This window comes from Oikeobacillus pervagus (assembly GCF_030813365.1).
Lineage (GTDB): Bacteria > Bacillota > Bacilli > Bacillales > DSM-23947 > Oikeobacillus > Oikeobacillus pervagus.
Window position 1 is genome coordinate 1 of record NZ_JAUSUC010000031.1, and the last position, 21,053, is coordinate 21,053.

The 21,053-nt window shown below is 37.9% G+C and carries 22 protein-coding genes; 21 read left to right on the top strand and 1 reads right to left on the bottom strand.

Annotation, left to right across the window (positions count from 1 at the left end; translation table 11 throughout):
* Positions 1 to 523 precede the first annotated feature (523 nt).
* The 16 genes from J2S13_RS11580 to J2S13_RS11655 all read left to right on the top strand — a co-directional run bounded on the left by J2S13_RS11580 (position 524) and on the right by J2S13_RS11655 (position 15,250).
* Positions 524 to 1,711: a PDZ domain-containing protein gene (locus tag J2S13_RS11580; protein WP_307257925.1), complete on the top strand. Its 1,188-nt coding sequence runs from the start codon at positions 524 to 526 to the stop codon at positions 1,709 to 1,711.
* Positions 1,712 to 1,859: 148 nt separating this feature from the next.
* Complete coding sequence (locus tag J2S13_RS11585; protein ID WP_307257926.1) at positions 1,860 to 2,510, top strand: HD domain-containing protein; 651 nt, start codon at positions 1,860 to 1,862, stop codon at positions 2,508 to 2,510.
* Between the two features lie 119 nt (positions 2,511 to 2,629).
* A complete protein-coding gene (locus J2S13_RS11590) occupies positions 2,630 to 3,184 on the top strand; it encodes a nitroreductase family protein (RefSeq protein WP_307257927.1) in 555 nt (184 codons plus the stop codon).
* Positions 3,185 to 3,374: 190 nt separating this feature from the next.
* Entirely contained in the window at positions 3,375 to 3,608 is a 234-nt protein-coding gene (locus J2S13_RS11595; RefSeq protein WP_307257928.1) for a CsbA family protein, read from the top strand.
* A 183-nt stretch (positions 3,609 to 3,791) separates the two neighbouring features.
* Positions 3,792 to 4,181: a DsrE/DsrF/DrsH-like family protein gene (locus J2S13_RS11600; RefSeq protein WP_307257962.1), complete on the top strand. Its 390-nt coding sequence runs from the start codon at positions 3,792 to 3,794 to the stop codon at positions 4,179 to 4,181.
* 35 nt (positions 4,182 to 4,216) lie between these two features.
* Positions 4,217 to 4,453, top strand: coding sequence for a glutaredoxin family protein (locus J2S13_RS11605; RefSeq protein ID WP_307257929.1), 237 nt, complete (start codon positions 4,217 to 4,219; stop codon positions 4,451 to 4,453).
* A gap of 62 nt (positions 4,454 to 4,515) precedes the next feature.
* Positions 4,516 to 4,776: a metal-sensitive transcriptional regulator gene (locus J2S13_RS11610; RefSeq protein ID WP_307257930.1), complete on the top strand. Its 261-nt coding sequence runs from the start codon at positions 4,516 to 4,518 to the stop codon at positions 4,774 to 4,776.
* 254 nt (positions 4,777 to 5,030) lie between these two features.
* Positions 5,031 to 5,588 (top strand): sulfurtransferase TusA family protein, encoded by a 558-nt coding sequence (locus J2S13_RS11615; protein ID WP_307257931.1) that lies wholly within the window; start codon positions 5,031 to 5,033, stop codon positions 5,586 to 5,588.
* Between the two features lie 69 nt (positions 5,589 to 5,657).
* A complete protein-coding gene (locus tag J2S13_RS11620; protein WP_307257932.1) occupies positions 5,658 to 5,885 on the top strand; it encodes a sulfurtransferase TusA family protein in 228 nt (75 codons plus the stop codon).
* 151 nt (positions 5,886 to 6,036) lie between these two features.
* On the top strand, positions 6,037 to 6,822 hold the full coding sequence (locus tag J2S13_RS11625) for a sulfite exporter TauE/SafE family protein (protein ID WP_307257933.1): 786 nt from the start codon (positions 6,037 to 6,039) through the stop codon (positions 6,820 to 6,822).
* A gap of 667 nt (positions 6,823 to 7,489) precedes the next feature.
* On the top strand, positions 7,490 to 9,472 hold the full coding sequence (gene uvrB, locus J2S13_RS11630) for an excinuclease ABC subunit UvrB (protein ID WP_307257934.1): 1,983 nt from the start codon (positions 7,490 to 7,492) through the stop codon (positions 9,470 to 9,472).
* Positions 9,473 to 9,478: 6 nt separating this feature from the next.
* Complete coding sequence (gene uvrA / locus J2S13_RS11635) at positions 9,479 to 12,358, top strand: excinuclease ABC subunit UvrA (protein WP_307257935.1); 2,880 nt, start codon at positions 9,479 to 9,481, stop codon at positions 12,356 to 12,358.
* Between the two features lie 158 nt (positions 12,359 to 12,516).
* Positions 12,517 to 13,239: a glucosamine-6-phosphate deaminase gene (gene nagB / locus J2S13_RS11640; protein ID WP_307257936.1), complete on the top strand. Its 723-nt coding sequence runs from the start codon at positions 12,517 to 12,519 to the stop codon at positions 13,237 to 13,239.
* A 220-nt stretch (positions 13,240 to 13,459) separates the two neighbouring features.
* Positions 13,460 to 14,560 (top strand): DUF4097 family beta strand repeat-containing protein, encoded by a 1,101-nt coding sequence (locus J2S13_RS11645; protein WP_307257937.1) that lies wholly within the window; start codon positions 13,460 to 13,462, stop codon positions 14,558 to 14,560.
* A gap of 136 nt (positions 14,561 to 14,696) precedes the next feature.
* Positions 14,697 to 14,900, top strand: a complete 204-nt coding sequence (locus J2S13_RS11650; RefSeq protein WP_307257938.1) for a PspC domain-containing protein — start codon at positions 14,697 to 14,699, stop codon at positions 14,898 to 14,900.
* Positions 14,897 to 15,250, top strand: a complete 354-nt coding sequence (locus tag J2S13_RS11655; protein WP_307257939.1) for a phage holin family protein — start codon at positions 14,897 to 14,899, stop codon at positions 15,248 to 15,250. Before J2S13_RS11650 ends, J2S13_RS11655 begins: the two co-directional genes overlap by 4 nt.
* A gap of 304 nt (positions 15,251 to 15,554) precedes the next feature.
* Here the strand turns inward: J2S13_RS11655 and J2S13_RS11660 are convergent, their stop codons facing one another.
* Positions 15,555 to 16,373, bottom strand: coding sequence for an N-acetylmuramoyl-L-alanine amidase (locus tag J2S13_RS11660; protein ID WP_307257940.1), 819 nt, complete (start codon positions 16,371 to 16,373; stop codon positions 15,555 to 15,557).
* Positions 16,374 to 16,568: 195 nt separating this feature from the next.
* On the opposite strand from J2S13_RS11660, the gene hprK reads away from it, so the two are divergent.
* From hprK to J2S13_RS11685, 5 genes are all read left to right on the top strand, one after another.
* Positions 16,569 to 17,516, top strand: coding sequence for an HPr(Ser) kinase/phosphatase (gene hprK / locus J2S13_RS11665; RefSeq protein WP_307257941.1), 948 nt, complete (start codon positions 16,569 to 16,571; stop codon positions 17,514 to 17,516).
* A 24-nt stretch (positions 17,517 to 17,540) separates the two neighbouring features.
* Positions 17,541 to 18,359, top strand: coding sequence for a prolipoprotein diacylglyceryl transferase (gene lgt / locus J2S13_RS11670; RefSeq protein ID WP_307257942.1), 819 nt, complete (start codon positions 17,541 to 17,543; stop codon positions 18,357 to 18,359).
* A gap of 139 nt (positions 18,360 to 18,498) precedes the next feature.
* Positions 18,499 to 19,437 carry a nucleoside recognition domain-containing protein gene (locus tag J2S13_RS11675; RefSeq protein ID WP_307257943.1) on the top strand — a complete coding sequence of 313 codons (939 nt, stop codon included), beginning with the start codon at positions 18,499 to 18,501 and terminating at the stop codon, positions 19,435 to 19,437.
* A complete protein-coding gene (ppaX, locus tag J2S13_RS11680; RefSeq protein WP_307257944.1) occupies positions 19,434 to 20,087 on the top strand; it encodes a pyrophosphatase PpaX in 654 nt (217 codons plus the stop codon). Before J2S13_RS11675 ends, ppaX begins: the two co-directional genes overlap by 4 nt.
* The gene (locus tag J2S13_RS11685) at positions 20,084 to 20,614 is read left to right on the top strand and encodes an acyltransferase (protein WP_307257945.1); all 531 of its coding nucleotides are present in this window, start codon (positions 20,084 to 20,086) and stop codon (positions 20,612 to 20,614) included. Before ppaX ends, J2S13_RS11685 begins: the two co-directional genes overlap by 4 nt.
* Positions 20,615 to 21,053: the final 439 nt, after the last annotated feature.

Below are 21,053 nucleotides of genomic sequence, written 5' to 3' on the forward strand. Positions count from 1 at the left end.
TTTTTTAATAAACCGTGTCAAGCAATATATTTAATAAATCTTAAACGCAATAAAACCAACGATTAGCACTTATTTTTCTGGTGCGAAAGTTGAGTATATTAGTAATAAAATAAAGTAGACGTAAAAAGGTGTCTCAGGGGTGCTTTACCTATTTCCTGGGACACCCTTTTGTTTGGTGTACCTCCTATTTTTCCTTAAAAGATGGAACATCCCATCGTTTTTTGCTGAAAATAGCTGAAATAATGGAGCTTATGTAAAATAAAAAAAGGATTGTCACTATTTCCCGGAAAATGAAAGGGAGTTGTCGATTGAATAGATAAAATACTAGAAAATATTCATGAGATTTATTGCCCCATTTGGTAAAATATAATTGAAAGTTTATTTATTACCCCTTTTATGATGATAACTAAATAGGAAAACAAAAATTGATCGTGACATAGAGCATAAAGAAGGGAACTCACTTTATGTCATACGGAATATGGCATAGAATTATGATAAGGTGCTCGTGGAAAGGTGGTGACAATTGGTGGTAGAATGGCTCATGCAGTTGTTAACAGGCATCGGGAAATTACTTTTACATCCTCTTTTATATTTTTCTATTCTATTAACATTTTCAATTGGTTCTCTGCGTGTCAAAAGAGAACGCAAGGATTTTGATGTTAGTATTTATGATATTTATCATGAGATGCGACAGATTTTCCCCCAAGGAATCCTTATAGGGATGATTCTATCATGTTTGATGTTGTTCATCGGTTTAACTATTCCGATGTCGTATATTGTTGGGATTGGAACCGCAACGCTTATTCTTAGTTTAATAGGCGGAATCTTTTTATCTGTTCCATTTACATTGATTGGTGGAATTTTGCTGATTTTATTAGCGGAGAAAATAGGGATCGAAATTCCTTTTTCAAACGGGGCATTTATTGACCATCTTCCTTTAACGTCCATGGCGATATTATTAGCTTTCTTGCTCATTGCAGAAGGAGTGTTGATTTTTCGGAATGCATGGAAGGGAACATCTCCAACTTTAATAAAAAGCCCCAGAGGATTGAATGTTGGAGCGCATTTGACGCAAAGATTGTGGGTGGTACCGATTCTTTTATTGATTCCTAGTGGGGATCTGCACTCTTCATTTTCTTGGTGGCCGGTGATTCAAATTGGTTCTCAGTCATTTGCTCTTTTTGCGGTTCCTTTTTTAATCGGCTTTAAGCAAATCATTCGTAGTACTTTACCAGAAGTAGCCATTAAAAAAATGGGGAGATCTGTCATGTGGATGGGGATTATTACATTCATATTAGCCATTCCCTCATACTGGTTCCCTATGATGATTTATGTTGTTTTAGCCTTTGCATTCATAGGGCGGGCTTGGATCCATATGCGTTACAACCAACTAGATAAAAAGCAACCATATTATTTTACTCAACAAAAGGCAGGGGTGAGAATTCTCGGAGTAATCCCTTATACCCCTGCAGATAAAATGGAATTGAAAATAGGGGAATTAATTAAAAAGGTGAACGGTGTTGAAGTCTCCAATGAGGAAAACTTTTATCAAGCTTTGCAAAGAAACAGGGCATACTGCAGGATGGAAGTGATTGGAGCGAACGGAGAAAATCGCTTTGTACAATCTGCTTTATATGAAGGACAACATCATGAACTCGGGATCATTTTCGTACAAGAAGATAAAAATTGGGATGAAGATGCTGTTTCTTAATTCATTGCATTGAAAATTACCCCTAAGAAAACTCAGGAAATGGACTGGGTTTTCTTTTCGTATACAGAAATACAGTCATCGTGTTTTAATTGAAACATTAGGAGAAAATTGATACAATCATGTGAAAACTTGGATGGGGAGGGGTTCGATGGGAATTCATCGATATTTTAAAAGTTTATCTGATTTAGAAAATTTATTTCGGTGTCCAGGAAAATTTAAGTATCAAGACCATTCCGTCGCAGCCCATTCTTTTAAAGTTACGAAAATTGCTCAATTTCTTGGGACAGTTGAACAAATGGAAGGAGAAACGGTCGATTGGAAAATCTTATATGAGAAGGCTTTAAATCATGATTATGCTGAATTATTTACAGGAGATATTAAGACACCTGTGAAATATGCATCTAGTGAGTTAAAAGGTCTCTTTTCTCAAGTAGAGCAACAATTGACACAGAAGTTTATCCGTGAAGAGTTCCCAACGGAATTTAGGGAGGTTTATATTGAGCGCTTTAAAGAGGGAAAAGATGATACATTAGAAGGAAAAATCTTATCTGTCGCTGATAAGATCGATCTTTTATACGAATCATTTGGGGAGATTCAAAAAGGGAATCCAGAACCATTATTTCTTGAAATTTATGAAGAAGCGCTAATGACGATCATATTATTTAAAGAAATGAAAAGTGTTCAATATTTTTTAAATGATATTTTACCTGATTTATTGCAGGAAAAATTCATTCCTCACGATCAGCTCAGCCAGATGACCCAAAATATTTTAAGTCAAAAGGATGAACAAGGGCAGTGAGGAGACAATTTTGACGAGTTAAATAGGTTACGTATACACTTAGGGGTATGGATGACCCACACTTCTTCATGTGGTGAGTTCCCTGCCCGATCATTCGGGATAAAAGAGGAGGAGAAAACATGTCGATTAAAGAAACAATTCGATCACGCCGATCGATTAAACAATTTAACGGAGAGCCTGTATCGGAGAAAGAAGTATTATCTGTATTAGAAGATGCGGTATGGGCGCCAAATCATGGGGTACGTGAACCTTGGCGATTTGTTGTCGCAGCGGATGATGGGAAAGCCCGCTTATTAGACATCCTGAAAGAACAGACGATTGGACCGAAATGGAAGGATATGCAACAAGATGAAGTAGCTAAAGCCATGCAAAAATTTACGAATGTTGGAGCCTTTGTTTTTGTCATTGTACCTGAAGATGCTAGACAGAAAGAAAGATTAGAGGATTTTGCTGCTGCGAGTGCTCTTATTCAAAATGCCCAGTTGTTAGCATGGGAAATGGGAATCGGAACCTGTTGGAAAACACCAGTTTTCCTTGATCATCCTAAATTCCGTGAAGCCCTCCATGTTCACAGAGGAGAGAGAATCGTTGGAATGTTGCAATTTGGACATTTTGACATTGTTCCAAAAGGCAAGGAACGAACACCTATTGAAGAAAAAATAACAAGATTATAAAGTGAAACTTCATTCAATGGGGGTTGGATGGAGGTTCAACTGCCCGTTAAGGCGGGATAATTAGACGAAGAAATGATGTGATCTATTTTATAGATGACATCATTTTTCTTTTAGGTAGATTTTCAACTTTCAACAAATAATAAATTCATATATGATAGAAATGAATAATGTTGTTAGTGGGGAGGAGACAATGATTGATAAAATCATTTTAGCCATCTTTTTACCTGGAATCCTTGTCGTCTTTTTTACAAGAGTTACATACAATCAGATGATTAGCCTCGTGTTGACGGTCGCCTTAATTGCTGCGTCTGTTTATAAAGGATATACAAATACATGGTTGTTAATCATTTTAGATGCTGCATCTTTAACAGCGGGATTTTATTTTGCAAATCAAATGGTGAAACGGGCAAAAAAACGCACTTAGAAAATGAAATTTTTCTAGGTGCGTTTTTTTATTCTCAGTTACCTATTGAAGACTAAGAAATCCGTACGCCGATGTTCAAAGCGCTTCGAAAATTTTAAAAATGATTGTTGACTTTTATACCGCATGGGGTATAATAAATACCATGAAGGGTATATAAAACAACACAGGGAGGAATTTTTAATGATGAAAGTAGCGATTATTGCAGCGAATGGAAATGCGTTTGATGCTTATAAAGTATTTAATATTGCAACAGCGGCAGCCGCAACAGATGGAGAAGTAGCTGTGTTCTTTACGTTTGAAGGTTTGAATTTAATTCATAAGGAAGGTCATAAACAACTTCCACTTCCAGAAGGAAAAGAAGCTTTCCAAGAAGGTTTTGAAAAGGCAAATGTACCTTCGATTCCAGAATTAGTAGAGATGGCAAGAGAGATGGGTGTGAAATTTATCGCTTGTCAAATGACGATGGATGTGATGGGGCTTGAGGAAGAGGCCTTAGTAGATGGAGTGGAAGTCGGCGGGGCCGCAACGTTCTTAAACTTCGCGAAAGATGCAAATATTACTTTAAGTTTCTAATCTATTTTTTACTAATTGAACAGGAGGAAATAAATATGCAATCCAATATTACCGTGTATACAACGAATTCATGTCCATATTGTGTGATGTTAAAAAATTTTCTAAATGAACAAGGACTTCCTTTTAAAGAAGTAAATGTTCAACAAGATCAAGAAGCTGCACAACGATTAATCGAAACAACTGGACAAATGGGGGTACCACAAACTGAAGTGAATGGACAATGGGTGATCGGTTTTGATCCAAATACGATCATGTCTCTTTTAAAAAAATAAACAACTTTAAGGGATGGTCATCCACTATGGCCATCTCGAACCCTTCTTAGGAGGTGTTGAAGTTGAAATATAATAAAAATGTACAAAATCGATTGAAACGGATGGAAGGGCAAGTGAGGGGAGTCATCCGAATGATGGAAGAAGATCAAAATTGTGCAGATGTTGTTACACAGTTAAGTGCTATAAAAGGGGCGATCGATCGAACCATCGGGATTATTGTGAGTACGAATTTAGAGCATTGTGTTCGTGAAAACATAGAGAAAAACGAAAGCACGGATGATCTTGTAAAAGAAGCCGTTCATTTATTAGTGAAAAGTCGTTAGAAGAATCAGATGGGGATTTGGGGGAAAAAGAAAAAAACGGACATGCAGGTATTCGCTGTACCTTCATTCCCACATTAAACTCTCAGCGCAAGTGGAGATAAAGATTGTGGAAGGGTACAACATGTTCAAATTGTAACAAGTCTATGGAAATATTTTTTTAGAAAGGTAAATACCCATATGGGTAAAAGAAGGGGCTTCATATAGACGATTAACATTCAGAGTGGCATATACGCCTAGTAGGAGGAGTGTTTATTATGGTCGAAACAAATTTAACAGTAGATGCGAAAGGACTTTCATGCCCAATGCCTATTGTGAAAGCACGAAAAGCGATGAATGAGATTCAAGATGGTGAAGTATTAGAAGTTCTTGCAACCGATAAGGGATCAAAAGCAGATATTCAAGCATGGGCTAAGCAAATCGGACATCAATATTTGGGAACGATCGAAGAAGAGAGTGTATTAAAGCATTATATTAGAAAAGCGTTAAGCTCAGAATCAACAGAAGAGAGATCTTATGAGAAAACAGCTACGAATGAAGAGTTATTAAAATATCTAGATCAATCTGTGCAAATTGTCGATGTAAGAGAACCAGCAGAATACGTATTTGGTCATATTCCGAATGCAGTTTCGGCTCCATTTGGTGACCTAGCTACACATGCAGTAAAACTTGATAAAGAGAAAAACACCTATGTGATTTGCCGAACTGGTAATCGGAGTGATTTAGCCTGTCAGCAATTAGTTCAACTTGGCTTTACTAATGTATGGAATGTTGTCCCAGGCATGAGCCAATGGAATGGACCGATTGAGAAATAAGGTGAAACGTTAAGAAGTGGGGTCTTCAGACTGTTAATTTACAATAAAAAGTGAATGGAGGAAATTTGAATGAATATCACAAAAGAAATTGATGCAAAAGGTTTATCTTGTCCAATGCCTATTGTTAGAGCGAAAAAGGGAATTGATGAAATCAATACGGGTGAAGTTTTACAATTAGTGACGACTGACAAAGGGTCACAAACGGATGTAAAAGCATGGACAGAAGCAACAGGACATAAACTGCTTGAAATGAAAGAAGAAGATGGCGTATTTTCATTTTGGATTGAAAAAGCATAGTGGATATCCCTTAAGTGTATAGTTACTGAGCTCACCACGGAATATAGGATCATTTCCCTTAGGAATCACTTCCTTTATTCCGTGGTGTTGTCATAGTAGCATTCTTCATTAGGGATATCCATTCTACTTTCTAAGGGAATGAGGTGAAAGAATGGAGTTTTCATTCGGATTTATCTTATTAATCTTTGCCATTGGGTTTATCGGTTCTTATATTTCCGGAATGGTTGGAATTGGCGGATCGATTATTAAATACCCTATGCTACTATATATTCCTTCCATGCTTGGATTTGTGGCTTTCTCTGCACATGAGGTTTCAGGAATCAGTGCAGTACAAGTCTTTTTCGCTACGATTGGTGGTGTTTGGGCCTATCGGAAAAGTGGCTACTTAAATAAAACACTCATCATCTATATGGGGGTGGCGATTTTACTCGGTAGTTTCATTGGGGGATTTGGCTCGAAAATCATGTCCGAAGGTGGAATTAATATCATTTATGGGGTTTTAGCTGCGATTGCGGCTATTATGATGTTTATTCCTAAAAAAGGGCTGGATGACATCCCAATTGAAGAGGTTCAATTTAATAAATGGCTTGCCGCTTTATCAGCCTTTGTTGTCGGGATTGGGGCTGGAATTGTAGGAGCTGCAGGGGCCTTTTTGTTAGTACCGATTATGCTCGTTGTATTGGAAATCCCGACAAGAATGACAATCGCAAGCTCTCTTGCGATTACGTTGATTTCTTCCATCGGTTCTACGATTGGGAAAGTGATGACAGGACAGGTATTATTAGTCCCTGCGATTATTATGGTCATTGCAAGCTTAATTGCCTCCCCGTTAGGAGCGAAGGCTGGGCAAAAAATCAATACAAAATTTCTACAGTTGTTCCTGGCGATCCTTATTTTAGCAACAGCCGTAAAAATTTGGTTTGATTTATTATTTTAATCGTTGATTGTATATTAAAAAGGGATAAAAACAGGTGATAAAATGAAAGAAAAGAAGAAGTGCTCTCATCATCTTTGAGGAATTCCTCCTAACCACCCGGTACAAGAGGAAAAGGGGGAAGAGAAGGATGAAGAAGAATATCTACAAACACCACCCCCAATATGACCGGGTAAGTTAGTAGCGCTCCTGGTAGGAGTGATCATGTTATTACAACAATGGTTTCGTTAACGAAAAAGTCAATTCGTCCATTTACAAGGCGAATTGGCTTTTTATCGTTTCGGAAAACGCTGAAATTTAAACTGTGGATCCTACTTAGAAAATGTTGTTTTTGCTCAAGCTTCACTGCCTATCCACTAGCGTATTTCTACATTTCCCCTAATTTGAGTGAACACCAGCTTGTGAACGACCTCGCCCTTCTTTCCGTTATTTCAGTCAAAAATGACGAATACCTTACACCGATATTTATGGCGCTTGCGTATTTGGTCACATCCAGATTATTTTTTTCGAATGTTTGTTCGCTTAATAATGGTTTGAAAGCTATTGTTTGTGGTAAAATGAGGATATAATAAAGAGAAATTGACTTTGAATGAGTTTGTGCAAACGATCATTTCTAAAAATGCACAGTAGAGATATATACGGGAAAATCATTCATCTATAGGAGGTTCGGATGATGAATCAATTTGAGCTTGTTTCAAAATATAGTCCACAAGGGGATCAGCCTTCTGCTATTCAAAAGATTGTTCAAGGGATTGAAGAAGGAAAGAGAATCCAGACACTCTTAGGGGCTACAGGTACAGGGAAAACTTTTACGATATCGAATGTGATTAAAGAGGTGAATAAACCCACATTGATCATCGCCCATAATAAAACATTAGCTGGCCAATTATACAGTGAATTCAAAGAGTTTTTCCCTAACAATGCAGTGGAATATTTCGTAAGCTACTATGATTATTATCAACCGGAAGCTTATGTCCCGCAAACAGATACATATATTGAGAAAGATGCCAGTATTAATGATGAAATTGATAAGCTTCGACACTCCGCTACCTCTTCCCTTTTTGAACGGAATGATGTCATTATTATTGCTAGTGTTTCTTGCATATATGGTTTGGGGTCTCCAGAAGAATATCGGGAACTCGTCGTATCATTAAGAGTTGGAATGGAACTGGAGCGAAATGATTTGCTTCGTAAATTAGTGGATGTTCAATATGAGAGAAATGATATTGATTTTCGACGTGGAACCTTTCGAGTACGGGGAGATGTTGTTGAAATTTTTCCAGCTTCTCGAGATGAGCATTGTATTCGAATTGAATTTTTCGGTGATGAGATTGACAGAATTCGTGAGGTAGATGCTTTAACAGGTGAAATTATCGGAGAACGTGAGCATGTAGCCATTTTCCCAGCCTCCCACTTCGTTACGAGAGAAGAGAAGATGAAAAAGGCGATTAAAAATATCGAAAAGGAATTAGCGGAGCAGTTAAAAGTATTAAGAGAAGAAAATAAACTTCTTGAAGCACAAAGACTTGAACAAAGGACGAATTATGATTTAGAGATGATGAGGGAGATGGGATTTTGTTCGGGAATTGAAAACTACTCCCGTCATTTAACCTTACGTCCGCCAGGCTCTACACCGTATACATTATTAGACTATTTTCCAGATGATTTTTTAATGGTTGTGGATGAATCACATGTAACGATCCCGCAAGTACGTGGAATGTATAATGGGGACCAAGCACGAAAAAAAGTACTAGTCGATCATGGTTTTCGGCTTCCTTCCGCAATGGATAATCGGCCATTAAAGTTTGAAGAATTTGAGAAACATATTCATCAAATAGTTTGCGTATCCGCGACACCTGGTCCTTATGAACTTGAGCATTCTCCTGAAATGGTGGAGCAAATTATTCGACCTACGGGCTTATTAGATCCGCAAATTGACGTCCGACCAATTGAAGGTCAAATTGATGATCTACTTGGAGAAATTCAGGAGCGAATCGAGAAAAACGAGCGGGTTCTCATCACGACTTTAACGAAGAAAATGTCAGAGGATCTAACGGATTATTTAAAAGAAATCGGCATCAAGGTTCAATATTTACATTCTGAAGTCAAAACGCTTGAACGGATTGAGATTATTCGTGATCTTAGATTGGGGAAATATGACGTTTTAGTAGGAATTAACTTATTAAGAGAAGGTTTAGATATTCCTGAAGTCTCATTAGTGGCGATTTTAGATGCGGATAAGGAAGGTTTCTTGCGTTCGGAGCGTTCTCTAATTCAGACGATTGGTCGAGCAGCCCGTAATGCGGAAGGTCATGTCATTATGTATGCAGACAAAATAACTGAATCCATGGAGAAAGCGATCAATGAAACGAAGCGTCGGCGAGAAACGCAAGAGGCTTATAATAAAAAACATGGAATCACACCGAAAACGATTCAAAAAGAAATACGCGATGTCATTAGAGCGACACATGCAGCTGAATCAGGGGAAGTATATGAAACAGGAAAAGGTAAACATAAGAAGTTGCCAGCAAAAGAAAGAAATCGACTTATTACTAGTTTAGAGTCGGAAATGAAAGAAGCAGCGAAAGCTTTAGATTTCGAAAGAGCTGCTGAACTCCGCGATGCTATTTTAGAGTTGAAATCGGAAGGATGACGTGAATTGGGAAAAGATCAAATCATAGTTAAAGGTGCACGTGCGCATAATTTGAAAAATATTGATATCACAATCCCTAGGGATCAGCTTGTCGTTGTTACAGGATTATCAGGTTCAGGGAAATCTTCACTTGCCTTTGATACCATTTATGCGGAAGGGCAAAGACGTTATGTTGAATCATTATCAGCATATGCGCGTCAATTTCTTGGGCAAATGGATAAACCAGATGTTGATGCGATTGATGGGCTCTCACCTGCCATTTCCATTGATCAGAAAACAACGAGTCGTAATCCCCGTTCAACAGTTGGGACAGTAACAGAAATCCATGATTATTTACGCTTGCTGTTTGCACGTGTTGGCCACCCTATTTGTCCAACTCACGGGATTGAAATTACTTCACAGACAATCGAACAAATGGTCGACCGAATTTTAGAATATCCAGAACGGACGAAGTTACAAGTGTTAGCTCCCATCGTTTCCGGAAGAAAAGGAGCTCATGTGAAAGTTCTTGAGGATATAAAAAAACAAGGGTATGTCCGTGTTCGTGTAGATGGTGAAATGCGTGATATAGAGGAAGAGATTGAACTAGAAAAAAATAGAAAACATTCAATTGAAGTGGTAGTCGACCGAATTGTTGTGAAAGAGGGAATTGAGTCGCGCCTTGCCGATTCCCTTGAAACATCCTTGAAGTTAGGGGAAGGGCGAGTAATGATCGATATCATCGGTCAAGAAGAATTACTTTTTAGTGAACATCATGCATGCCCCCATTGTGGCTTTTCAATTGGTGAATTAGAGCCTCGGATGTTTTCTTTTAATAGTCCATTTGGAGCTTGTCCAACTTGTGATGGTCTTGGTTCCAAGTTAAAAGTAGATATTGATTTAATTATTCCTAACTGGGAACTAAGTTTAAATGAACATGCCCTAGCCCCTTGGGAACCGACAAGTTCACAATATTACCCGCAATTACTTAAAGCAGTTTGTGATCATTACGGGATTGACATGGACATTCCCGTGAAAGATATTCCGGAAGATTTATTCAAAAAGGTGTTATATGGTTCTGATAATGAAAAAATATATTTCCGTTATGAAAATGATTTTGGACAAGTTCGTGAAGGCCATATTGAGTTTGAAGGAGTCATCCACAATGTGGAGCGACGTTACCGGGAAACAAGCTCTGAGTATGTTCGCGAACAAATGGAAAAATATATGGCTGAGCAAAAATGCCCAACATGTAAAGGGCATCGCTTAAAAAAAGAAAGCTTAGCAGTGAAAATTGATGGGTTACATATAGGGGAAATATCTAGTTTCTCCATTGAAGAGGCGGATCAATTTTTTCACAACTTAACATTAAGTGAGAAGGAAATGAAGATTGCCCAACTCATTTTACGGGAAATTCGTGAACGATTAGGTTTTCTCGTCAATGTCGGACTTGATTATTTATCCTTGCGCCGAGCTGCTGGAACGCTTTCTGGAGGGGAAGCACAGCGAATTCGTTTGGCAACTCAAATCGGTTCAAAATTAACAGGAGTACTCTATATTTTAGATGAACCCTCGATCGGCCTTCATCAGCGTGATAATGACCGGCTCATTCAAACATTGCAAGATATGAGGGATATTGGCAATACATTAATCGTTGTAGAACATGATGAGGATACGATGATAGCTGCCGATTATTTAATCGATATTGGGCCTGGAGCGGGAGTGCATGGCGGAGAAATTGTGTCAGCGGGAACTCCTGATGAAGTAATGAAAGATCCGAAATCCTTAACGGGTCAATATTTATCAGGGAAGAAGTTTATTCCTTTACCTCTTGAACGAAGATCCTCTGATGGTCGATTTTTAGAGATCGTCGGGGCAAAGGAACATAATTTAAAAAATGTAAAAGTGAAAATCCCACTAGGTACGTTTGTAGCGGTTACGGGTGTATCGGGTTCAGGAAAAAGTACATTAGTGAATGAAGTTTTACATAAATCATTAGCCCAAAAGCTTTATAGAGCGAAAAGTAAACCGGGAGTACACAAGGAAATTAAAGGGATCGAACATTTAGAAAAAGTCATTGATATTGATCAATCGCCTATTGGTAGAACTCCTCGTTCAAACCCGGCAACCTATACAGGTGTCTTTGATGATATCCGCGATGTGTTTGCAGCAACAAATGAAGCAAAAGTACGTGGGTATAAAAAAGGACGTTTTAGTTTTAATGTCAAGGGTGGGCGTTGTGAAGCTTGCCGAGGAGATGGGATTATTAAAATTGAAATGCACTTCCTTCCAGATGTATATGTTCCCTGTGAAGTATGTCATGGAAAGCGGTATAACCGTGAAACCTTAGATGTGCAATATAAAGGTAAAACCATCGCAGATATTTTAGAAATGAATGTAGAAGATGCATTAGAGTTTTTTGAAAACATCCCTAAAATAAAACGGAAGCTACAAACGATTGTCGATGTCGGTTTAGGTTATGTGAAACTGGGACAACCAGCGACGACGTTATCAGGAGGGGAGGCACAAAGGGTGAAGTTAGCTTCTGAACTCCATCGCCGCTCAACAGGTCGTTCTATTTATATATTAGATGAGCCTACAACAGGGCTTCATGTCGATGATATCTCACGATTACTATTTGTCCTGCAACGTCTTGTGGAAAATGGGGATACCGTTTTAGTGATCGAACATAATTTAGACGTGATTAAAGCGGCAGATTATATTATTGATCTTGGTCCTGAAGGCGGAGATAAGGGAGGAAAGATCATTGCGGTTGGAACCCCAGAGGAAGTAGCGGAAGTGAAGGGTTCCTATACAGGTAAATATTTGAAGAAAATATTAGAACGAGACCGCAAGCGCATGCAAGATCGTATTTCCGAAATGGAATTAGCAGAACAATCTAATTAAAAATGAACAAGTTCCCCTGCATCTACTATGATATAATTTTGGAATATAAATGGGAAAACCCATCTTCAAACAAATTGTGCCTAATAAGTGACATTGTGGAAAAATGGAAGATGAGATGCTAATATAAAAGAATAAAAAGTGGATGTGGGGGAAAATACATGAACATCATTCGAGTAGCTACATACAAAGATTTAAGTGAAAAAGCATCGCAAATATTATTAAAGCAAATTAAAGAAAAGTCCAATTCAGTTCTCGGTTTAGCTACTGGCGGATCTGTCATTGGAACTTATGAATTGCTTGTTGAAGATCATAAAAAAAATAAAACACCTTATAATCAAATTAAAACGGTTAACTTAGATGAATATATTGGATTAAAGCCAAATAACCCATATAGTTATCATTATTTTATGAATCAATATTTATTCCAACATATTGACCTTTTAGAGCAACATACCCATGTACCAAAAGGGGTATCAGATGATTTTCAAAATGAATGTCATCAATACGAACAGACGATTGAACAACTAGGTGGAATTGATTTGCAGTTACTTGGGGTCGGCGTTAATGGACATATCGGTTTTAATGAACCGGGGACTTCTTTTCAATCAAAAACGCATATTGTCGACCTTTCACCATCGACCATTGAAGTCAATTCTCGCTTTTTTAATACGATTGAAGAAGTGCCAACAAAGGCCATCACGATGGGAATTCAAACGATTATGAACAGTAAGAAAATCGTATTATTAGCTTCTGGGAAAACAAAAGCTCCAATTTTAAAAGAAATCTTAAAAGGGGAAGTAACGGAAAATGTACCTGCTTCCGTTTTAAATCAACATCCAGATGTGACGATCATTGCAGATGAAGAGGCATTAGCAAATTAACATTCTCTTTTTCTCCTACCTTAACGGGCAGTAAAACCTCCACCTCCAAATGTGATTTGGAGGTGGAGGATCACGGCCCCTAAAGACCCGATAAGCTCAATTAACATTCAGTGGGGGATAAAGCCCCCACTGAATGAAGTTTCACTTTATTTTAGAATGCTTTTGTTTTGAAAACGGTTGTAAGAAGCAGGATAAATATGGAAATGGATGGGTGATCAATATGCAGGATGAGAGAAAACGAATATTAGAACTTGTCGAAAAAGGAGCTATTACAGCGAATGATGCATTGACCCTTCTTGAAGCTTTAGATGAGGAAACGAAAACAAAAGATCAAAAAGAATCGAAAATGATGAATGAACTTGTAGAGGTTGTTTCCGAGAAACAGAAAGAAGAATCGGAATCTACTTCGAAAAGTAATTTTGAACAGACAAAAGAAAAATTACTTAATTTTGTTCAAATGGCGGTCACGAAAGTCAAAGAAATCGATCTTCAACTAGGAAAGGCTGTTGAGTTTTCACATGTATTCCAACATTCACAGCCTAATTTAAATGAAATAAAAGTGGATATGGCCTATGGAAATGTCATTCTTTCGCCTTGGGAACAAGAAGATGTTCGAGTTGAATGCCAAGTAAAAGTGTATCATTCCAATCAATTGGACGAAGCAAGAGATACCTTTTTACGGAATTCACATTTCAATGTGCGAAATGGTGTCCTATCCTTTTCAACCCCATTTAAGTGGATGAAGGTAGAGACGACATTTTTCATTCCAAACACACTTTTGAATAAAATTTCCGTAAAAATTTTAAACGGTTCCTTTGATGGAAGAAACATTCATACGAATGATTTCGAAATAAAAACTGGAAACGGAAAAATTGATATTCGCAAAATAATAGCTGAAAAAATGGAAGCCGAAGCGGCAAACGGGCAAATGTATATAACGGAGGCCAACTGTGGAAAGTTAGAAGCTGAAACGATTACAGGTTCCATTCAAATGGATGGAACTCTAAAAGAAATTGAAGCAAAGTCTTTCAATGGAAATATCAGCTGTTTGATTCGTAATTCAACTGCTAAAAGCATTGAGGTGAAAGCAGTTACTGGAAATATAGAAGTGAATATCCCTGCCAATACCCCAATTCAAGGCGAAATCAAAACCAATTTAGGAAATTTACTTGTTCCTGAGCAAAATGTTCGTATCATTGAAAATAAAAAGGAAATGATTCAGAAACAAATGATTTTTCAAAGTGAAGATGAATCATTGAAGACCTCTATTCAAGGAGAGTCCAAGACGGGTTCGGTTATGATTAAAGAAATCCCACAATGAAAAGGATCATGATAGGATGGATTACTAGTAGCTAAACCTTTTCATTTTTGGATGGGGAGTTACACCTGTTAAGGATAAAACCCTCTTTTAATGGAAGAATAAAATGTAAAGGATTCATTAGAAAGAAGGGTGTAATATGAAAAAAGTAACTCGTTCGACTCATGACCGAAAAATAGCTGGAGTATTGGGTGGACTATCGGAATGGTTGGGTATTCATTCCTCAGTTGTTCGTGTACTGTTTATTTTATTTTTATTTCCATCAGGAATGTTTCCTTTAGTGATCTCATATGGATTACTAATGTTTGTACTATCAAATGAAGAGGATGTTTTAATTGAATGAGATGGTTAATTAGTATACTTTTAAATGCAGTTTTATTTTTGGCGATGGCAGGATATTTTGAGGGTGTTTATGTTTCCGGTTTTGGAGCAGCTGTTATGGCAAGTATACTGCTATCAATCTTAAATCTATTAGTCAAGCCAATCTTAATTATATTTACATTGCCAGCAACGATTTTAACGTTAGGTTTATTTTTATTTGTCATCAATGCTCTTACTCTGTTATTAACCGATTCAATAATGGGGGATTCATTTAATATTTCTGGATTTGGGATGGCCTTACTCATGGCGGTTCTGATGTCGCTCTTTAATGTCGTCCTCCAAAATACCATTCTTTCCAAAGACAAACGCTAAAAAGAATGGAAACGGGCATTTTATCCCACCTTAACTGGCAGTAAAACCTCCACTTCAAAATGATGTGGAAACAAAGAAGATAGGTGTCCCTAGATCTGATAAGGTCAACTAACATTCAGTGGGGGATGAAGTTTCACTTTATATCGGCAATAAAAAGACTCTTTGGGTTTTTTAACCAGAGAGTCTTTTTATTGGAGATTAACGGGCTGGAATAATGAACTTCGTAATAGGAAAAGGGGATGGAAGTCTCACATTGGGTGAACGAAGGCGGTCACTCAGAAGAAATTTCTTCCGCCTTCCCGTTTTAATCCAAATGGATAAAGGATTCAATCCCTATTTTTTTTAATTGGTCTACAAGGTCTTGAGCATTTTCCTTATTATAAAAGGCCCCTGCCTGTACCTGATATAAGTTAGAAGCAGAGGTTTTTTCAGGGATATAAGCCTCAAAACCTTTTTCTTTTAGTTTCTTTACAAGGGAAAGGGCATTTTCCTTATTATGAAAGGCTCCCACTTGCACGCGGTAGTAAGAGGTTTGTGTAGGTGGCGCGGTAGGTGATTCCGGTTGATTTTCCTTTTTTTGAAGATGATATTGTTCAGCAACTGCTTTTACAATGGCCTCTGCGACAGCCTTTTGGTAAGAGGCGGATCTTAGGAGATTCGCTTCCTCTTTATTGGTCATAAACCCACCTTCAATTAATACAGCCGTCATATTCGTTTCTCTAAGGACGTGAAAATCGGCAGTTTTCACGCCACGGTCTTTTCTTCCAGTTGCAATCACGATATTTCTTTGGATTCTGTTGGCAAGGGCTACAGCCTCAGACGGTCTTGATGGGTAAACATACGTTTCAATTCCCTCTGCCCCATTCCAAGAGGATCCATAAGCATTTGCGTGAATGGCAATATATATATCTACTCCTAAATGGTTGGCTAAGTTTGTTCTTTCGATTAGTGGGACATCACGTTGATCGGAATGGGCGAAATATATGGTTATGTCTTTATATTGTTTCAAGAAGTCTTTTGCATAATTGGCCACAGCATGATTAAATTCATATTCGCGAAAACCATCAGGACTACGTTTTCCAGGGGTACTATAGCCATGACCAGCATCTAACATCATTTTCATCATTCTTTCCTCCTTGAAATCTTGTCCTAGAATATTTTATGTAGAAACAAGAAATTCGTTACAGAACGAGCCACAAAAGGCGATGAACCATTAGTTTAGTTCTATAAAAAAAAATGCTACAATAAAGAGAAACTTCATTGGAAAATAAAAATGACGGCAAATCAAGTTGACCTATAGAAGATTGGAGGGATCGAAATGGCTAAAATACGTACTCAAGATTTAATTGACCAATTCGATTTGGAATTAATAAGTGGTGAAGAAGGATTACATCGCCCTATTACAACGAGTGATATTTCGAGACCAGGGTTGGAAATTGCCGGATTTTTCAATTATTATCCTGCAGAACGGATTCAACTTCTTGGAAAAACAGAGATTACATTCTTTAAAAGATTATCAACAGAGGAAAAAACGATCCGGATGGAAAAATTATGTGCCGATATTACACCATGCATCATTATTTCGCGTGATTTAGAGGTGCCAGAGGAATTAATCATTGCTTCGGAAAATGCGGCAGTCCCCGTCATGAAATCCAATATGAAAACGACGAGATTATCAAGTCATTTAACCAATTATTTGGAAAGTAAGCTGGCTCCAACGACAGCCATACATGGTGTGTTAGTGGATGTATATGGTGTTGGGGTTCTGATCACAGGGCAAAGTGGTGTCGGGAAAAGTGAGACAGCCCTTGAATTGGTAAAACGCGGACATCGCTTAGTTGCGGATGATTGCGTTGAAATTAGACAAGAGGATTTAGGAACTTTAGTCGGTAGTTCCCCCGAATTAATTGAGCATTTACTTGAAATCCGTGGTTTAGGAATTATTAATGTGATGACATTATTTGGAGCAGGTGCCGTGAGGAGTTTCAAGAGAATCACTCTGAATATCGATTTAGAGCTTTGGAATTCTACGAAACATTATGACCGTCTAGGGCTGGATGATGAGAAAATAAAAATTCTTGATACAGAAATTACGAAAATTACTTTACCCGTTCGTCCAGGAAGAAACCTTGCTGTCATCATTGAAGTAGCCGCCATGAATTTCCGCCTTAAACGAATGGGAGTGAACGCTGCTAAAGAATTTACTGAAAAGCTTGCAAATGTCATACAAGATAAGGGAGCAAGCGGAGATATTTATAATGATTAACAATCAAAGAAAGGGGAGGGTGGAATGGACATGAGTGGGTATCCTCTAAATCCCATTGCACTTGAACTTGGTCCTATTCAAGTTCATTGGTATGGAATCATTATTGGGGTTGGAATTGCACTTGGTTTATATTTGGCCATGCGTGAATCGGAAAGGCTTGGCTGGAATAAAGATATTTTTGCTGATTTAATCATTTGGGCCATTCCCGCTGCTATTGTTTGTGCACGTATTTATTATGTTCTATTCGAATGGGAGTATTACTCACAACACCCGGGTGATATCATTAAAATTTGGAGAGGTGGAATTGCGATCCATGGTGCTTTGATCGGTTCTGTTGCGAGTGCATTCGTATTTTCAAAAGTGAGAAATATCTCTTTCTGGAAATTGGCTGATATTGCAGCCCCGAGTATTATTCTAGGGCAGGCAATTGGTCGTTGGGGAAATTTCATGAATCAAGAAGCACATGGGGACGAAGTTTCACGGACTTTTTTAGAAAATCTTCATTTACCTGATTTCATCATCAATCAAATGTATATTGAAGGTACTTATTATCATCCCACTTTTTTATATGAATCGATTTGGAATGTAATTGGATTTGTGATTTTATTATCTTTAAGAAGAACATCGATTAGACAAGGGGAGATCTTCTTATCTTATCTTATTTGGTATTCAATTGGCCGTTTCTTTATTGAGGGGCTTCGCACCGATAGTTTAATGCTATCCGAATATTTGCGAATGGCACAAGTAATCTCAATCGTGCTTCTTTTCATCGCAATTATTCTATGGATTGTACGTCGTAAAACAGGGATGGCTAGTTCAAAATATAATGTAAAAGAAGAGTAAGGTCTTTAACAGTCAAAACCATACTTGAAGAAGAGAAACTAAGATATAAATAGATACCATAATGGGCCATCCTTTTTAAGAGAAAAACTAAGGTTGTGACTTTTGATGGGAAAATAGGGGAAAAGGATGGAGATGGGGAATGTTTAAAACAATTCAAAAGGGGTTATTAGTTGGACTAAAAACCACTTGGACATTAGGAAAAATTGTATTCCCTGTGACATTGATTGTGACATTTTTGCAATATACACCTGTTTTGCCTTGGATGATTGATTTCATTAGTCCAATTATGGGAATCTTCGGGTTATCAGGTGATGCAGCCATCCCAATTGTGTTAGGAAATTTCCTAAATTTATATGCGGGAATCGCAGGGATTTTATCGGTTGAATTGACAGTAAAAGAAGTGTTTATCATCGCGGTGATGCTGTCATTTTCACATAATTTGATTATTGAATCGAGTGTAGCCACAAGAGTAGGCGTCAAGATTTGGATTATGATTGCAGTAAGGGTAGGTCTTGCCGTTCTTTCAGGGATGCTTATTAATCTAATGTGGAAAGGTGGAGGTGAAATCGCCCAATATGGGATGATTTCTCCTAAGGAAGAGCAAATAACCGGGGCAGGAGAGTTATTTTTACATAGTTTGGAAAAGGCAGGAACCGGAGTTTTTCAATTAGCGATCATTGTCATTCCACTCATGGTTGGCATTCAAATATTAAAAGATTTAAAGTGGTTAGACATCTTTGCGAAATGGACGGCTCCTTTAACAAGATTTTTAGGAATGAAGGAAAATACTTCGACCACTTTAGCGGCTGGTCTATTATTTGGGTTGGCAATGGGAGCGGGTGTCATGATTCAAGCAGTCGAAGAAGATGGAGTGAGCCGGAAAGACGTGACGCTTGCTTTTATTTTCTTAGTTGCTTGTCATGCGGTCGTCGAGGACACTCTCATATTTGTCCCGCTTGGAATTCCAGTATTACCATTGTTGCTCATTAGAGTGATCACTGCGGTTATTTTAACTCTGATCGTGTCTAATCTTTGGAAGCGGGCGGAGCTATCAAGAAGAAAGGAAGTATCGTTATGACGAATAAGATTACGACCTTATTATTTGATTTAGATGGAACGTTGATTAATACAAATGAATTGATTATCTCAAGTTTTTTGCATACTTTAAATCACTACTACCCTGGAAAATATACACGTGAAGATGTGTATCCATTTATGGGTCCTACATTGGAAGAGACGTTCTCATCTTTAGACCAAGATCGTGTTCAAGAGATGTGTCAGCATTATCGTACCTTTAACCAAGAGAAACATGATGAACTGGTTACAGAGTTTCCGAAAGTCTATGAAACGATTAAAGTGTTAAAAGAACAAGGATTTAAGCTAGCGATTGTCTCTACGAAAATTAGAAAAACAGTCATCCAAGGATTAAAATTGACGAAGCTTGAACCGTTCTTTGATGTGATCATTTCATTGGATGAGGTCCGGCACCCTAAGCCAAATCCAGAACCATTATTTAAAGCTTTAAAATTACTTCATTCTACACCAGAAGAAGCCATCATGATTGGCGACAATTATCATGATATTGAAGGTGGAAAAAATGCGGGTACCTTGACCGCTGGTGTTGCATGGTCTTTAAAAGGGAAAGAATTTCTTTCCACCTTTCACCCTGACTATATGTTAGAAGAGATAACCGACATCTTTAAAATTGTCGGAGTAGAACGGACATGAGACGGACGGAACGATTTCGTGTAGAAGGAGCTAACTCCCTATGGAATATATACAAAACAGTATCCTTCTGGAAAGTCGCGAAAAATACATTAATTATTGAACTTGGGCGCTTTACCCCTTTTGTTTCTGTGAAAAATTGGTTATATCGGACCTTTTTACGAATGAAAATTGGTCACAAAGTTTCTATTGCTTATAAGGTCGTCCCAGACATTATGTTTCCCGAATTTATTTCAATCGGAGACAATTCGATTATTGGCTATAATACAACGATTTTAGCTCATGAATACTTAATTGAGGAATATCGACTTGGAAAGGTGGAAATAGGGAAAGAAGTGATGATTGGGGCAAATTGCACCATTTTACCGGGAATTTGCATTGGAGATCGAGCAATTATATCTGCTAGTACACTTGTCAATCGGGATGTTCCTCCAGGTGCTCTTGTGGGGGGGAACCCTATGAAGATTATTTACACGAAAGAGCAACTTGAGGAAAGAAAGAACAATTCTACTAAAAATAAAAGCGTTTGATGTCATGATGGGCATTAACGCTTTTTTATTTTTGCAAGGATGGGGTGATGGGGAAGCTGAGACAATGCAGTGGCTATAAACTGTTTTTCTTTCAGTCGAAACTTGCGAAATCCGTATGCCGATGATCAGGCGCTTCCGCATTTGTTGACGTCTAGCTTCAGCGCCTATCGGCTAGCGAATTTCTCCGTTTTCTCCCTACGATAAGTCAACATCAGCTCGTGGAATGCCTCGCTGTGTTTCCTTTATCTCAGTCGAAAACTACGAAATCCGTACGCCGATGATCAGGCGCTTCCGCATTTGGGGGGGAGAATATTATTTTGAAATCGTTTTGATGATGTGGGATTTGTTTCTTAATATAGGGAATTTTATTGAAAATCGTAAATTTTCTGAATTTTTATTCGAAAAAGGGTTGTTTTTCAAAAGTAATATATATAGAATA

Bases quoted from the DNA above. Each gene is read 5' to 3' on its own strand.
- J2S13_RS11585 (WP_307257926.1), top strand. From the start codon at position 1,860: ATGGGAATTCATCGATATTTTAAAAGTTTATCTGATTTAGAAAATTTA.
- J2S13_RS11590 (WP_307257927.1), top strand. From the start codon at position 2,630: ATGTCGATTAAAGAAACAATTCGATCACGCCGATCGATTAAACAATTT.
- J2S13_RS11595 (WP_307257928.1), top strand. From the start codon at position 3,375: ATGATTGATAAAATCATTTTAGCCATCTTTTTACCTGGAATCCTTGTC.
- J2S13_RS11600 (WP_307257962.1), top strand. From the start codon at position 3,792: ATGAAAGTAGCGATTATTGCAGCGAATGGAAATGCGTTTGATGCTTAT.
- J2S13_RS11605 (WP_307257929.1), top strand. From the start codon at position 4,217: ATGCAATCCAATATTACCGTGTATACAACGAATTCATGTCCATATTGT.
- J2S13_RS11615 (WP_307257931.1), top strand. From the start codon at position 5,031: ATGGTCGAAACAAATTTAACAGTAGATGCGAAAGGACTTTCATGCCCA.
- J2S13_RS11620 (WP_307257932.1), top strand. From the start codon at position 5,658: ATGAATATCACAAAAGAAATTGATGCAAAAGGTTTATCTTGTCCAATG.
- J2S13_RS11625 (WP_307257933.1), top strand. From the start codon at position 6,037: ATGGAGTTTTCATTCGGATTTATCTTATTAATCTTTGCCATTGGGTTT.
- uvrB (WP_307257934.1), top strand. From the start codon at position 7,490: ATGATGAATCAATTTGAGCTTGTTTCAAAATATAGTCCACAAGGGGAT.
- nagB (WP_307257936.1), top strand. From the start codon at position 12,517: ATGAACATCATTCGAGTAGCTACATACAAAGATTTAAGTGAAAAAGCA.
- J2S13_RS11645 (WP_307257937.1), top strand. From the start codon at position 13,460: ATGCAGGATGAGAGAAAACGAATATTAGAACTTGTCGAAAAAGGAGCT.
- J2S13_RS11650 (WP_307257938.1), top strand. From the start codon at position 14,697: ATGAAAAAAGTAACTCGTTCGACTCATGACCGAAAAATAGCTGGAGTA.
- J2S13_RS11655 (WP_307257939.1), top strand. From the start codon at position 14,897: ATGAGATGGTTAATTAGTATACTTTTAAATGCAGTTTTATTTTTGGCG.
- J2S13_RS11660 (WP_307257940.1), bottom strand. From the start codon at position 16,373: ATGAAAATGATGTTAGATGCTGGTCATGGCTATAGTACCCCTGGAAAA.
- hprK (WP_307257941.1), top strand. From the start codon at position 16,569: ATGGCTAAAATACGTACTCAAGATTTAATTGACCAATTCGATTTGGAA.
- lgt (WP_307257942.1), top strand. From the start codon at position 17,541: ATGGACATGAGTGGGTATCCTCTAAATCCCATTGCACTTGAACTTGGT.
- J2S13_RS11675 (WP_307257943.1), top strand. From the start codon at position 18,499: ATGTTTAAAACAATTCAAAAGGGGTTATTAGTTGGACTAAAAACCACT.
- ppaX (WP_307257944.1), top strand. From the start codon at position 19,434: ATGACGAATAAGATTACGACCTTATTATTTGATTTAGATGGAACGTTG.
- J2S13_RS11685 (WP_307257945.1), top strand. From the start codon at position 20,084: ATGAGACGGACGGAACGATTTCGTGTAGAAGGAGCTAACTCCCTATGG.